At 73.1% G+C, this 13,405-nt stretch carries 12 protein-coding genes; 3 read left to right on the top strand and 9 right to left on the bottom strand.

The window, feature by feature from the left end; genetic code table 11:
- Positions 1-5: 5 nt before the first annotated feature.
- The 8 genes from ACFV9J_RS10230 to ACFV9J_RS10195 all read right to left on the bottom strand — a co-directional run bounded on the left by ACFV9J_RS10230 (position 6) and on the right by ACFV9J_RS10195 (position 10,501).
- The gene (locus tag ACFV9J_RS10230) at positions 6-1,079 is read right to left on the bottom strand and encodes a fatty acid desaturase family protein (protein ID WP_385352433.1); all 1,074 of its coding nucleotides are present in this window, start codon (positions 1,077-1,079) and stop codon (positions 6-8) included.
- Between the two features lie 75 nt (positions 1,080-1,154).
- Positions 1,155-2,366, bottom strand: coding sequence for an acyltransferase (locus tag ACFV9J_RS10225; RefSeq protein ID WP_385352431.1), 1,212 nt, complete (start codon positions 2,364-2,366; stop codon positions 1,155-1,157).
- Positions 2,363-3,373, bottom strand: coding sequence for an alpha/beta hydrolase (locus tag ACFV9J_RS10220; RefSeq protein ID WP_385352429.1), 1,011 nt, complete (start codon positions 3,371-3,373; stop codon positions 2,363-2,365). The genes ACFV9J_RS10225 and ACFV9J_RS10220 overlap by 4 nt, the downstream gene beginning before the upstream one ends.
- A 186-nt stretch (positions 3,374-3,559) precedes the next feature.
- Positions 3,560-5,020: an MFS transporter gene (locus tag ACFV9J_RS10215; RefSeq protein WP_385352428.1), complete on the bottom strand. Its 1,461-nt coding sequence runs from the start codon at positions 5,018-5,020 to the stop codon at positions 3,560-3,562.
- 88 nt (positions 5,021-5,108) lie between these two features.
- Positions 5,109-5,684, bottom strand: coding sequence for a hypothetical protein (locus ACFV9J_RS10210; protein WP_385352426.1), 576 nt, complete (start codon positions 5,682-5,684; stop codon positions 5,109-5,111).
- 122 nt (positions 5,685-5,806) lie between these two features.
- Positions 5,807-7,882: a TerD family protein gene (locus tag ACFV9J_RS10205; protein ID WP_385352424.1), complete on the bottom strand. Its 2,076-nt coding sequence runs from the start codon at positions 7,880-7,882 to the stop codon at positions 5,807-5,809.
- Positions 7,883-8,087: 205 nt separating this feature from the next.
- Entirely contained in the window at positions 8,088-9,113 is a 1,026-nt protein-coding gene (locus tag ACFV9J_RS10200) for a hemolysin family protein (RefSeq protein ID WP_385352422.1), read from the bottom strand.
- Positions 9,110-10,501, bottom strand: a complete 1,392-nt coding sequence (locus tag ACFV9J_RS10195; protein WP_385352420.1) for a hemolysin family protein — start codon at positions 10,499-10,501, stop codon at positions 9,110-9,112. The genes ACFV9J_RS10200 and ACFV9J_RS10195 overlap by 4 nt, the downstream gene beginning before the upstream one ends.
- A 270-nt stretch (positions 10,502-10,771) precedes the next feature.
- Here ACFV9J_RS10195 and ACFV9J_RS10190 point away from each other — a divergent pair, with 270 nt between their 5' ends.
- The 3 genes from ACFV9J_RS10190 (at position 10,772) to ACFV9J_RS10180 (ending at position 12,625) form a co-directional block, all read left to right on the top strand.
- Entirely contained in the window at positions 10,772-11,656 is an 885-nt protein-coding gene (locus ACFV9J_RS10190; RefSeq protein ID WP_385352418.1) for a sporulation protein, read from the top strand.
- Between the two features lie 141 nt (positions 11,657-11,797).
- The gene (locus tag ACFV9J_RS10185) at positions 11,798-12,253 is read left to right on the top strand and encodes a tellurite resistance TerB family protein (protein WP_385352416.1); all 456 of its coding nucleotides are present in this window, start codon (positions 11,798-11,800) and stop codon (positions 12,251-12,253) included.
- Between the two features lie 135 nt (positions 12,254-12,388).
- Complete coding sequence (locus tag ACFV9J_RS10180) at positions 12,389-12,625, top strand: twin-arginine translocase TatA/TatE family subunit (protein ID WP_385352414.1); 237 nt, start codon at positions 12,389-12,391, stop codon at positions 12,623-12,625.
- 12 nt (positions 12,626-12,637) lie between these two features.
- Here ACFV9J_RS10180 and ACFV9J_RS10175 read toward each other — a convergent pair whose 3' ends face one another.
- The gene (locus ACFV9J_RS10175; RefSeq protein ID WP_385352412.1) at positions 12,638-13,402 is read right to left on the bottom strand and encodes a TetR/AcrR family transcriptional regulator; all 765 of its coding nucleotides are present in this window, start codon (positions 13,400-13,402) and stop codon (positions 12,638-12,640) included.
- Between the last annotated feature and the right edge of the window lie 3 nt (positions 13,403-13,405).

Genomic DNA, 13,405 nt, shown 5'->3' with positions numbered 1-13,405 from the left:
GCTCCTCAGAAGTCGGCACGCAGCGGTTCTCCCACCTCGTGCATGTGCCGCAGGGCCTGCCGGTAGGAGTCGGCGAGGCCGGTCTCCGCGTAGGGGATGCCGAGGTCGCGGCAGCGGGCCTTGACCGCGCCCTGGGCGGGCCGGAGGTGCGGGCGGGGCATGCTGGGGAACAGGTGGTGCTCGATCTGGTAGTTGAGGCCGCCGAGGAACCAGTCGGTGAGGAAGCCGCCCCTGATGTTGCGGGAGGTGAGCACCTGGCGCCGCAGGTGCCCCCACTTCTCGCCGTCGGGGTCCGGGTCGGGCATGTCCATCCCCTTGTGGTTGGGCGCGAAGGCCAGGCCCAGGTGCAGCCCGAACAGGGCCTGGTGGAGGGCGGCGAAGACGACGGCGTGCGCGAGCGGCATGGTCGTCAGGAGCAGGGTGACGTACCCGGCGACATGGGCGGCGAGGAGCGTGCCCTCCACCAGGCGCGCCCGGCCCTGCTGGCGCCGCAGGTCCTGGAAGCCGTGGAGCTTCAGGGCGACGCCTTCGAGGAGGGTGAGGGGGAAGAACAGCCACGCCTGGTGCCGGGTGAGCCAGCCGCGGAAACCCACGCGCGTGGCGGCCTGACCGCTGGTGAAGACGAGCACGTCGGCGGCGACGTCGGGGTCCTTGTCGATGTGGTTCGGGTTGGCGTGATGGCGGTTGTGCTTGTCGTTCCACCACGCGTAACTCATGCCGAGCAGCAGATTGCCGTGGACGAGCCCGATGCGGCGGTTGACGGCGCGGCTGCCGCTGATCTGGGCGTGGCCCGCGTCGTGGCCGATGAACGCCGTACGGGCACACAGGACGGCGAGGACGGGCGCGAGCGCGAGCACCCACCACGAACCGCCGAGGAGCGCCATGCCGGTGCCGACGGCGACGAGACCGAGCGCGTTGACCGCTATGGTGCGCGCGTACCAGCCGGTGCGCCGTTCGAGCAGCTGCTGCTCCTTGACCTCGCGCAACAGCGGCGTGAACTCACTGCCGGTGTCCGGCGGGACGATTTCGCGGGGCAGGGGCAGGGGCAAGGGCAGGGGCAGGGGCGGGGGCGGGGGCATGGGGCTCCTTGGTGGTGTGGGTGGGTAGGCGGGTGGGTGAGTGGCTCTCTGGGAATCGCCGGCGCCCTGGGAGCCTCACGCCGCCAGCGCGAAGTAGCCGAAGCCCGCCGCCAGCACCGCCGCCGCCGTACGCCGGGCCGTGCCGGTGCGGTCCCACGGGGACTCCAGCGGCCGGGCGAACTTCGCGATGGCCACGAGCAGCCCCGCGAAGAGCGGCATCCAGGCCAGCCGGGCCAGGACCCAGCCGCCCGTGTCGGGTGCGGCGGTCAGCCCGGGGACCTCACCGACGTACGAGCCGGGGACGGCGGCGGCGAGCATCGCCGTCTGGTGCCAGCACAGGATCGTCATCGCCGACAGGTTGACGATGACCACCGGCGCCCACAGGGCGGGCCGCCGCAGCAGCCGGGCCAGCCGGTCGCGCAGCAGGATCGCCGCGCCGGACTGGGCGGCGGCGAGCGCGAGGACCAGCAGGGACGGCGGGTGGGAGTTGGTCCGGGCCTCGCCGGGCACGCCCACCATCGACATCGGGTAGTGGAAGGCGAGCAGCAGCACGGCGAACAGCGCCGTACCGCCCGCCAGCAGCAGCCACGCCCCGCGCCGGCCGATCCGCCCGTCCGCCCAGGACACGCCCAGTTGGTAGGCGAACATCCAGCCCGGCAGCAGATTGAGCAGACTCAGCCAGGACGGCATCCCGTCCGCGAAGGGCCCGTACCGCAGGAAGTCGACCACCGCTACGGACCCGATCAACGGCACCGCGGCCCAGGAGCCGAGGCGCCGGGACGCGCGGACGCAGTACGGCGTGAGAGCCGTGATCACGGCATAGACGCCGACGAACCACAACGGCTGGACGACCAGCGTGGAGGCGGTGTGCAGGGTGTCGCCCGGCACACCGAGGCCGTAGTGCAGCAGAGGAAGCAGCAGCGCCCATACGGCCGTGACACCGAGGACCGGCCGCCCCAGCCGCCTGAGCCGCCCGGCCGTCCACTCCCGGACCGACCCCTTGCGACGCCGGTAGGAGAGGTACGAGGAGTAGCCGCCGACGAGGAAGAAGATGCCCAGCATCTGGAGGACCCAGCTCGCCGGGGCCAGGGCGCCGAACGTGGCCAGCGGGCTGGCGTTGTGCAGTCCGCCGTCGCCGTCGAGGGTGAAGCCGCCGACCAGCCAGTGACCGGTGGGCACGGCCAGCAGCGCCAGCGCGCGCAGGCCGTCGATCGCACGGTCGCGGTGGGCCGGGGTCCGCTCGTCGACCCCGGTGCTGAACTTCGCGAGCTTGGTGAGCACCCTCATGACAGCTCTCCGTCCAGCTCTCCGTCCAGCTCTCCGTCCGCGATCGCCGCGAACGCGGCCAGGGTGGAGGTGCCGGGCGCGAAGTACTCGTCGTGCGCCGGGACGTCGGCGGCGGGCAGGACGGTCGCGCCGAAGCCGGGCGAGGTGGGGTCGGCACCGTGGCCGAGGCCCAGGAACTCGACGTTGGGGACGCGGTCGATCCAGTCGTCCGGGGACTTCGCCGCCCAGACGTGGGCGTCGGTGCCGAGGGCGCCGACGTCGTCGGCGCGCATGCCGGGCGAGCCCATGACGACGATGTCCTCGGCGTCGGTGTCGTCGGCGGCGAGGCCGCAGACCACCGAGCCGTAGCTGTGGCAGAAGAGGGCGGGATCGGGGAGACCGGCCGCGTCCAGCCCCTCGGTGAGACGGACCAGCCGCTCGGCCCCCGCCTCGGCGAGCCGCCCGGTCGCCAGGTCCGGGCCGATGCCGGAGGGCGTGGTGTATCCGGCCCAGGCGATGACGGCCGTGTCGTCGCCCGCCGCCGCCTGGAGGTCGGCGGCACGCTGCGCCGTACGGTCGAAGGCCGAGGCGTCGATGTCAGAGCCCGGGACGATCACCGAGACGTGGGCGGCGTTCTCCAGGTCGCCCGCGACCCGCGCGATCGTGCCACGCCCGCGCGGGTCGTACGCCAGCACCCGGTCCCCCGCGGGCGCGTTGGCCTCGTAACGGAGGTGCACGGGGACGCCGTCGAGGTTGCCCACGACGGTCGGATGGTCCTCGACGAGTCCGTGCTGCTGGGCGCCGCTCAGCCCGGCGAAGAACGCCGCCACCTCGGCCGGAGTGGCCGTGGCGGGGTCCGGCAGCTCCCTGCCCAGGGAGTCGTCCGCCAGCCAGGCGGCGGTACCGGGGAGCGGGCCGCCGGGCACGCTCGCACTGCTCGCCGACGCCCAGCCGGCCGTGCCGCCGACCAGCAGCGTGGTCAGTACGGCGGTGGTCAGGACCCTCTTGAAGCTCCTGAAGCGACCCATCCGTCCGCCTCCTCCGTCTCGTCGTGACGCTGACGGAGGGAAGGTAGGAAGACGGTGCGAGCCGGGACGTCACTCTGGGGAGCCAAGCCGGGGGTGATACCCCGGTAGGGGGTGGGGTGGGGTGGGGTGGGGTGGGTCAGGCTCTGCCAGGTGTCGCGTCACCCGCGTCACCGCGCGGCACCCGCGTCACCCCGCCCGTCGCGGTGGCAGCCGCCGGATCAGGAGGCCGGTGACCACCGCGAGGGCCACCAGGAGCCACGCGCAGCCGATCAGCGCGTCCGTGAAGTCCGTGACCGTCACGTTCGCCGCCGCGGCCTGCGGATCGGTGCCGAGCAGGGCGACGAAGAGCGTGCCGAAGACGGCGACGCCCAGGGAGATGGCCGCCTGGTTGACGGTGAGCAGGACGGCGGAACCCGCACCGGCGTCCTCGGCGGGGACGGTCGCGAGGATGCTGCCGACCAGCGGCGCCGCGACGAGGCCGCCGCCCGCACCGGCGACGAGCAGCGCCGGGGCCATGGCGAGTGCCGCCAGGGGCGCGGACGACGCGGGGCCGGGCAGCAGGGTGACGATGAGGACGAGATAGCCGGCCGCCATGGTGCCGGCGCCTGCGACCAGCACCTTCTTGCCGTACCGGGCGACCAGTCTCCGTCCGGCCATCGACGCGGCGGCGAAGCCGATGCCGAGCGGCAGGAAGGCGGTGCCCGAGCCGAGCGGCGACAGGTGCATGCCCTCCTGGAAGACGTAGGCGAGCAGCAGGAACAGCCCGTAGTTGCCGCTGTAGAAGGCGACGACGACGGCCAGGCCGAGACTGAACCCGCGCCTGCGCAGGAGGGAGGGCCGCACGAGGGGCGAGCCGCCGGCCTCGGCGCATCTCCGCTCCACCCGCCACAGCGCGGCCAGCGCCAGCACCGAGCCGGCGAACGACGGCCAGATCCACAGCGGCCAACCACTCGCCTGGCCCCGGATCAGTGGGTAGACGAGCAGCGTCATGGCGAGCGCGGTCAGCAACAGCCCGGGGACGTCGAGCCGCCGGCGCGGTCCGGGCCGCGACGCCGGGAGGAGTACGGCGGCGCCCGCCGCGGCGGCCAGACCGACCGGCACGTTGACCAGGAACACCGAACGCCAGCCCAGGCCGAGCACGTCGAGGTCGAGCAGCAGCCCGCCGAGCAACTGCCCGGCGATCGCTCCCAGCCCCAGGGTCGCGCCGTACCGTGCCAGCGCCCGGGGGCGTTCCTCCGGCGGGAAGACGGTCTGGATCAGCGCCAGCACCTGGGGGAGCATCAGGGCGGCGGCCAGTCCCTGCCCGATGCGCAGGACCACCAGCACGTCGACGTTCGGCGCCGCCGCGCACGCCGTCGACATCACCGCGAACGCCAGCAGGCCGGTGACGAAGACCCGCTTGTGCCCGTAGGCGCCGCCCAGGCGCCCTCCGGTGGTCAGGCCGACGGCGTAGGCGAGCACGTATGCGCTGATCACGAGCTGGATGTCGGAGAATCCCGCCCGCAGGTCGCGCTGGATGGAGGGGGCGGCGACGTTGACGATCAGCACGTCGAGGATGCCCATGAAGGTGGCGGCGAGCAGCGCGGCCTGCGCACCCCGCCGCGGCCCGTCCCCAGAACCGTCGGTACCCGTCTCCGCTCGCGTCACATCGCCGACCCCTATCACCCCCACGCCGGTGAACGGGTGTCACGCGGGTGCGGCGGCCGGGAAGTCCGCCGAAATGCGGTAACCGCGCTCAGACGGAGGCCGCCGCCGTCCACCCCCGCAGCAGCGCCAAGCGCTGCTCCTTCGTGGGGGCGACGTCCTCGGGCTCGTCCCGGCGCCAGCCGAGCAGTTCACCGACGGAGGTGGAACCGTCGGCGAGGCGGGCGAGAAGGGTACGGGAGAGGTCGTACTCGTCCGGGGTGTGGATCCCGCCGGTGACTGCGGCCAGAACGCTCGCCTCGACCGTGCCGTCGCCCTCCGTCTCCACCAGCACCGTGAAGAGCGGCGGCTGCTCACCGTCGCCCGTGAACAGCACGACGACCGAGTCGAACGCCATGGACGCCAGCCGCCGCCCGGCCGACCGCACGGCCACGTCGCGCACGTCCAGCCCGCGCACCTCGTCCCAGCCCCAGGACCGGCCGCCCTGCCCGTCCCCCAGGATCTCCACCCCGCCCTCGGTCAGCCGCACCCCGGGAGCCGCACCGGCGGGCTTCGCCCCCACGTACACACACCCCTCAGTGATCCAGAACAGGCCGACCATGGCCATGGGCGTCTCCCCCCGACGGGTACGGATGTCGCTGTCGTGGGTGGAGACGAACACACCCACGCCGAGGTTCCCACGTCAGACCTCCGGCCGGTGACGTGGAACGCCCTCCCCTCGACGCGCTCCGGAGGACGGCCCGGAGGCCGTCCGCTCCGGAGGCCGTCCTCCTCGCCGTCGTTCGGTGATCAGGGCGCCGCGGCGCGTTCCGCCGAGGGCGTCGGTTGGGGAGCCGACCGGTCCAGGGACGTGACGACGGAGGCGTGGAACCGCTGCACGGCGTCGTCGACGCTCCGGATGAAGCCCGACTCCGTCTTGCCGCGGGAGTTGCCCATGCCCTTGAAGAGGGAGAGCCGGAAGCCGGTGATCTGGGCGCCGTTCTTCGGGAGCATGTCCCCGGGCTCCGGGCGCAGCCGCTCCAGAGTGCCCCGCGGACCGCCCGTCTCCCCCTCGACCAGCGTCTCGACGTGCAGGTCGGCCGGTGCCTCGGCCAGCCGCTTAATGAGGCGCTTCGACCAGGTCAGGGGGTACCCCTGCTCGGGTGCCGGGATGTCGAAGGACGTGCGCAGCTTTCCGGTGCGCAGGTCGGCGGTGATCGCCAGTACGCCAGGGGTGCCTTCGATGCGCAGTTCGGCGTGCAGTCTGCCGTCCGCGCACAGGCGGTCCGCCATGTCCGCCCGCCGGGCTCCGGGATCGGCTCCGCGCTTCGCGCGCCGTACGGGGAGCACCTTGTGCCCGAGTTCGCCGCCGAGTCCCAGGCAGACCTGCCTGATGAGACGCTCCCAGCTCTCGACCACCTCCAGCAGGCGCGGATCGCCCTGGCACAGGGTCTCGTCGTCGATGCCGCGGCGAACGGGCACCCACGCCGCGCCCATGTTCTGGAAGCCGTGGCAGCCGGAGTTCTCGTGCTGGAGGTAGTGGAGGAGTTCCTGGAGCAGCCAGGCGTGTGCGGCGTTGCCGACGCCCTCGTGCCGCAGCAGCATCTGTGCCTGGTGGGCCACCTCGGCCCAGGACAGGTGCCACAGGGCCACCTTGTGCTTGCGCCGGCCGTCGATCTTGACGTCGACGAGCGGGCTGCCCTCCAGCGCGACGTCGTTCGAGAGCGTGATGACGGCCTCGTAGCCGCGTCTGGCGGCGATGTCCGCGTACGCCTGCACCTGTTCGGGCTTGAGTGCGTTGCCGTTGGTCTTGGTCTCGACCAGCGCCGTCCACAACTTGCCGGCCCGCTCCACCCGGATGACGCCGTCCGGGCGGCGCGGGGTGTCGCCGTGCGGCAACGAGACCTCGGTGAAGGTCTCCATGCGGCCGGCCGGAGCACCGAAGGCGGCGGTGAGCCTCCTGCCGAACTCCGGCACCTGCGCCATCACCGACAGCAGCACCGAGGTGGCACGTGTCTCGCGGTCCCGGTCGCTCTTGAGCGCGGACACCGGGAAGAGCCTCGCCTCCTTCCAGGAGTCGTTCTCCGCGAGGGACTTCTTCACCACCTTGGGCAGGGTGACCTTCTTCTTGGCGGTGCGCGGACGTGCGGCGGTCTTCTTCGACTGCGCGTCCTCCTGCGGCCGCCGGGGAGCGGGGACCGCTTCCAACGGCGCGGACGGCACCTGCTCGGCCGTCGCCGCGGGTGCGGATTCCTGCACCGCGGTGCGGGCCGGCTGCTCCTCGGTGACGGCCGCGGGACGGGCGGTGTCCGCCGCCTCGTCGTCCGGCTGCTCGTCCTCGCTGGACGCGTCGTCGTCGATGTCGACGCCGAAGTCGGTCGCGAGCCCGGCCAGGCCGTTGTCGTAGCCCTGGCCGACGGCCCGGAACTTCCATTCCTCACCGCGGCGGTACAACTCGCCGAAGATGAAGGCGCTCACCGACCCGGCGTCGTCGATCGCGAACCGCAGCAGGCCGTCGCCGGTCCCGTCGGCCAGGGTCACCCGGAGGTCGTCCAGCTCTCCGAAACGGGCGCCCTCGTACCGGCTCGCCGCGACGACCACCCGCTCCACGTCCGGCGGAATCGCCGTCAGATCGAAGACGATACGGTCCTCGCTGCCCTCCCCCGTGGGAGCCTTGCCCAGGAGCTGCACACTGCCGTCGGCAGCGACCGCGTTGTTGTAGAAGTAGAAGTCGGCGTCGCTGCGCACCTTCCCCTGGCCGCCCAACAGCAGGACGGACACGTCCGCATCGCCTTCGCCGGTCGGACTGGCCCATCCCAGGCTCACGATCACCGAGCCGACGCTGTCGCTCAGAGTCGACAGGGCGATGTTGGACCCCTTGACCATTTCGTACACAGAACCCCCCAAGCACTTGCGTTCGAGCGCGGACGGACTCCCCCAGCCCGTCCGCCGTGTCGCGCTGTGACTCACAGCACACTCAGCGCACGGCGGCACTCTAATGCGTGGTGGGGGCAATCGGGGGTCAAGCGCACAAGGCGCCTGGAAGGGAACGGAACGCGGCCGACCGGGGGGGGCGATCGGCGGCGTCGCGTTACGACGCCACCGGTGTCGTCGGGCCGACCAGTTCCGTCAGGACGTCCTCCATGGTGACGAAGCCCAGGACCGCGCCCGTCTCGCCGGTGACGGCGGCGAGGTGGCTGTCCTCGGTGCGCAGGGCGGTGAGGGTGTCGTCCAGGGGGGTGTCGATGCGGACGCGGGTGACGCGGTGCAGGGCCGTGCGCGGGAAGGGGCTCTCGCGGTCGGTCAGGCCCAGGGTGTCCTTGATGTGCAGGTAGCCGAGGACGGTGCCGCCGGGGCCGGTGACCGGGAAGCGGGAGTAGCCCGCGTCGGCGGCCATGCGTTCCAGCCGGGCCGGGGTGACCGTGTGCGGGACGGTGCGCATCTTCTGGGCCGGGACCAGGATCTCGCCGACCGGGCGGGTGCCCAGCTCCAGCGCGTCGCGCAGGCGCTCGCCGTCGGCCGGGGTGAGCAGTCCGGCCTCGCTGGCGTCGACCACCATGCGGGCCAGCTGGTCGTCGGTGAAGACGGCCTCGACCTCGTCCTTCGGCTCCACCCGCAGCAGCTTGAGCAGCGTGTTGGCGAAGGCGTTGATGCCGAAGACGACCGGCTTCAGGGCCCGGGTGAGGGCGACCAGCGGCGGGCCGAGGAGCAGCGCGGTGGTCGCCGGGGCGGCCAGCGCGATGTTCTTCGGGATCATCTCGCCGATCAGCATGTGCAGGTACGTCGCCAGGGTGAGGGCGATGGCGAAGGCCACCGGGTGGACCAGCGCGTGCGGCATGTGGACCGCCTCGAACACCGGCTCCATCAGGTGCGCGATGGCCGGCTCCGCGACCGCGCCGAGCACCAGGGAGGAGACGGTGATGCCGAGCTGGGCCGTGGCCATCATCTGGGAGATGTGCCGCAGGCCCCACAGGGTCATCCGGGCGCGCTTGTCGCCCGTCTTCGCGCGCGGCTCGATCTGGCTGCGGCGCACCGAGATCATGGCGAACTCGGCGCCCACGAAGAACGCGTTGGTCAGCAGCGTCAGCGCGCCGATGAAGAGCTGTACGACGGTCATCGGGCCGGCTCCCGCTCGTCCCGCGCCGACCGGGCGACGGCCGGCCGCTCGTACGCCGACCGCTCGTACGCCGACTGGGCGCCGTCCGCCGCGGGGGCGGTGACGCGGAGGCGGTCGGCGCGGTGGTGGTCGACGTCGAGGACGTCGATGCGCCAGCCGTCCAGGGCGACCACGTCACCCTTGGCGGGGATGCGCGTCAGGTGGGTGGCGACCAGGCCGGCCAGGGTCTCGTACGGCCCCTCCGGCGCGGTCAGGCCGATGCGCGCCAGGTGGTCCAGGCGCAGCGAGCCGTCGGCCTCCCAGGCCGCGCGGCCGTCGGGGTCCGCGGGGGCGGGCAGCAGGTCCGGTATCTCGACCGGGTCGTGCTCGTCGCGCACCTCGCCGACGACCTCCTCGACGATGTCCTCGACGGTCGCCACGCCCGCCGTGCCGCCGTACTCGTCGATGACGACGGCCATGGTGCGGGTGGCGCGCATGCGCTCCAGGAGGCGGTCGGCGGGCAGGCTGTCCGGCACCAGGAGCGGCGCGGTGGCCAGCTCGGTGACGGGGGTGGCCCGGCGCTTCTCCGGCTCCAGGGCCAGCACGTCGCGGATGTGGACGGTGCCGACGACCTCGTCCAGGCTGTCCCGGTAGACCGGGAAGCGGGACAGGCCGGTGGCGTGCGAGAGGTTCGCGGCGTCGGCGGCGGTGGCGCGGGCCTCCAGGGCCTTGACGTCCACGCGCGGCGTCATGACGTTCTCCGCGGTCAGCTCGCTCAGGTGGAGCGTACGGACGAACAGCTCGGCCGAGTCCGCCTCCAGGGCGCCCTCCGCGGCCGAGTGCTGGGCGAGGGCGACCAGCTCCTCCGCGCTGCGGGCGGAGGCCAGCTCCTCGGCCGGTTCCAGGCCGAAGCGGCGCACGAAACGGTTCGCCGTGTTGTTCAGGTGCCGGATGAAGGGGCCGAAGGCGGTGGTGAAGCCGCGCTGCGGGCCCGCGACGACCTTCGCGACGGCCAGCGGACGGGAGATCGCCCAGTTCTTGGGGACCAGCTCGCCGACGACCATCAGGACGACGGTGGAGAGCACCACGCCGAGCAGGGTCGCCACCGTGGAGGCGGCGCCGCCCAGGCCGATCGCCGTCAGCGGGCCGCGCAGCAGCACCGAGATCGACGGCTCGGCCAGCATGCCGATGACCAGCGAGGTCACCGTGATGCCGAGCTGGGCACCGGACAGCTGGAGGGTCAGGGAGCGTACGGCCCTCAGGGCGCCGTCCGCGCCGCGCTCACCGGACTCGGCGGCACGCTCCAGGTCGGAGCGCTCGACGGTGGTGAGGGAGAACTCGGCCGCGACGAAGAGCGCGCAGGCCAGGGTGAGGAGGAGGGCCAGCAGGAGCAGCAGGACCTCGGTCACCGTGCCACCCCGCTTCCCTCACGCGCATACGGGGGCACTGGCGGGCCGGCCGTGGCACGGCCGGTACTGGGAGGCTCCATTACGGAACGGGACTCCTTAACGGGGTCGGTGGGCGCCGGTACCAGCCGGGCACCCGAGGATTCTTCCTCATGGTAAAGGACGAGCAAAGAGATCGGGAGTCCTGAGACCCCTATGCTTCTACTCGCCTGTAGAGAACGGCCGGCCGGTTCCGGTTGTTCCCCACACGAACGTGAAGGAGAGAACGCCTCGATGGTGTTCAAGCGGCTGCTCGGTTCCCTCGGCGTGGGCGGACCCACGGTGGACACGACGTTCGACCCGGGCGCCGCCCGGCCGGGGGGCACGCTGTCGGGCCGGGTCCGCCTCGTCGGCGGCACCGCCGGCCACGACGTCGAGCAGGTCGCGCTGGAGCTGGTGGCCCGCGTGGAGACCGGGCACGGGGAACCCGGGCACGTGGAGACCGGGCACGGGGAGACCACCGTCGTAGGGGACGGCGAGGGCGTCGTCGTCGTCTTCGGCCGGCACACCGTGGGCGGGGCCTTCCGGCTCGCGGCGGGCGAGGAGACGAGCATCCCGTTCACGGTGACACTGCCCTGGGAGACCCCGGCCACCGAGCTGTACGGGCGGCAGCTGGGCGTCGTGCTCGGCGTGCGCACCGAGCTGGCGGTCGCCGGCGCCCGGGACAGCGGCGACCTGGACCCGCTCGCCGTGGCGCCGCTCCCGGCCCAGGAGGCCGTCCTGGCGGCCCTCGGCCGGCTCGGCTGCGGCTTCCGCTCCGCCGACCTGGAGTACGGCCGCATCGGCGGCACCGGGCAGCAGCTGCCCTTCCACCAGGAGATCGAGCTGACCCCGCCCCCGCACTACGCCCACCAGGTCGACGAGATCGAGCTGACCTTCCTGGCCGTACCCGGCGCCCTCGAGGTGGTGCTGGAGGCGGACAAGCGCGGCGGTCCGCTCTCCGACGGCCACGGCGGCCACGACGCGCTCAGCCGCTTCACCGTCCCGCACGAGGGCCCCGCCGGACCGCAGGACTGGGACGCCCTCGTCGACGGCTGGATGCGGGAGCTGGTCGAGCACCGGGCGTCGTACGGCTCCCACGCCGTGTACGGCCACGGCTCCGGGGTCGGGGAAGGCTGATAGCTTCTACAGTGCTGTAGAGATTCGGGGCCGCCAGTCCCGGCCTCCCCGACCAGCCCGATCACCCCTTCCCGCCCCCCTTCCCGCCCCCCTTCCCGTCACCCCCCTTCCCGTCCGACCGGTACGGAGTACGGAGTTCTCATGGCCCTGTGGGACCGCTTCAAGGAGTCCGCGTCGCAGATGCAGACGCAGCTCGCGGCGAAGAAGAACGACCTCAAGAGCGGCGCCTTCCGCGACGCGAGCATGGCGATGTGCGCGCTGGTCGCCGCGGCCGACGGCAGCGTCGACGCCTCGGAGCGGCAGCGGGTCGCCCAGCTGATCTCGACCAACGAGGTGCTGCAGAACTTCCCCGCCGACGACCTGCGCCGCCGCTTCGAGGAGAACCTGGACAAGCTGTCCGCCGACTTCGCCTTCGGCAAGGTCGGCATCCTCCAGGAGATCGCCAAGGCGAAGAAGAAGCCCGCCGAGGCACGGGCCGTGGTCCAGATCGGCATCGTGATCGGCGGCGCCGACGGGGACTTCGACAAGGACGAGCGCGCCGTGGTCCGCGAGGCGTGCTACGCCCTCGACCTGCCGCCGCACGAGTTCGACCTCTGAGAGCCTTCGAGGGCCGCTGAGAGGCCACTGAGAGCCACCGGGCCCCGCGAGCGCCGGGCCCGCCGGCCGTGCCGTAGATTCCGTGTGCGGGCCCGTGCCGCGGGCCCGCGACCGTACGTCCCCCAGGAGAGCGCCGTGTTCGGACTCAGCGAGCTCGCGATCATTCTCGTCGTCGTCGCGGCCGTCCTGGCCGTCAAGAAGCTCCCCGAGCTGACCCGCTCGGCGGGCAAGTCGGCCCGCATCCTCAAGTCCGAGGCCCGCGCGGCGCGGGACGCGGACGAACCGGGGACGCCGCGCGTCATCCCGGGCGAGACGGTCAAGCGCGAGGACACCGACACCGACACCGGTACCGGCGCCGACCCCCGGGGCTGAGCCCGGTCCGTCTCACGCGCGGGGCTCGCGGTCCCCGGCGCGGGTGCGGTGCGGGCCCAGTTCGCGCAGGACCTCGCCGAGTTCGGCGGCGGTGAGCGCGGGCGCGGGCAGGGCCGCGGCGGCCGGCGCGGTACGCAGGCCGCCCAGGAACAGGGCGAGGGGGCGGCGCCAGGCGTCCGGCCCGGTCACGGCCGCGGGCGCGGACGCCGCGGTCGCCGTGGCCGCGGTCGCCGTGGCCGCGGTCGCGGTCGCGGTCGCGGCGGTCAGTGCCGGGACGGCGCGGCCGAGCGCAGCGAGCCCGAACAGGACGTCCTCGGTGGTGACGTCGGCGCGGACGGTGCCCTCGTCGCGCAGGCGGGTCAGCAGCGCGTCCACGGTCCGGCGGTTGTGCTCGTGCACGGCCTCCAGGCTGTCGACACCCCGCAGGTGCGTGGTCATGAGGTCGTTGGAGCCCCGGTCCGCGGCCAGGGCGCCGAAGACCACCTCCAGATAACCGGTGAGCCCGGCCCACGCGTCCGGCGCCTTCCTGGCCCGCTCCCCGGCGTCCATCGTGCCGGTCAGCGAGTCCCTGAACACGGCGTCCACCAGGGCGGCACGGGTGGGGAAGTGGCGGTAGAGCGTCGCGTTGCCGACCCCCGCCCGGCGCGCGATCACGTCCAGCGCCGCGTCCAGCCCCTGCTCGGTGAACACCTCGTGGGCCGCCTCCAGCAGAAGCTCCCGGTTGCGCCGTGCGTCACGTCGCTGCCGGGGCGCTCCGTCGTGTGCGCCGTCGGTCATCCT

This window comes from Streptomyces sp. NPDC059906, assembly GCF_042730645.1.
Classification (GTDB): domain Bacteria; phylum Actinomycetota; class Actinomycetes; order Streptomycetales; family Streptomycetaceae; genus Streptomyces; species Streptomyces rubrogriseus.
Note: the sequence above shows the minus strand (reverse complement) of the source record. Positions and strands in the feature narration are given on the sequence as shown.

Excerpts from the sequence above, each read along its gene's own strand:
- ACFV9J_RS10230 (WP_385352433.1), bottom strand. The coding sequence starts at position 1,079 with ATGCCCCCGCCCCCGCCCCTGCCCCTGCCCTTGCCCCTGCCCCTGCCC.
- ACFV9J_RS10185 (WP_385352416.1), top strand. The coding sequence starts at position 11,798 with ATGGCCCTGTGGGACCGCTTCAAGGAGTCCGCGTCGCAGATGCAGACG.
- ACFV9J_RS10220 (WP_385352429.1), bottom strand. The coding sequence starts at position 3,373 with ATGGGTCGCTTCAGGAGCTTCAAGAGGGTCCTGACCACCGCCGTACTG.
- ACFV9J_RS10200 (WP_385352422.1), bottom strand. The coding sequence starts at position 9,113 with ATGACCGTCGTACAGCTCTTCATCGGCGCGCTGACGCTGCTGACCAAC.
- ACFV9J_RS10190 (WP_385352418.1), top strand. The coding sequence starts at position 10,772 with ATGGTGTTCAAGCGGCTGCTCGGTTCCCTCGGCGTGGGCGGACCCACG.
- ACFV9J_RS10205 (WP_385352424.1), bottom strand. The coding sequence starts at position 7,882 with ATGGTCAAGGGGTCCAACATCGCCCTGTCGACTCTGAGCGACAGCGTC.
- ACFV9J_RS10175 (WP_385352412.1), bottom strand. The coding sequence starts at position 13,402 with ATGACCGACGGCGCACACGACGGAGCGCCCCGGCAGCGACGTGACGCA.
- ACFV9J_RS10225 (WP_385352431.1), bottom strand. The coding sequence starts at position 2,366 with ATGAGGGTGCTCACCAAGCTCGCGAAGTTCAGCACCGGGGTCGACGAG.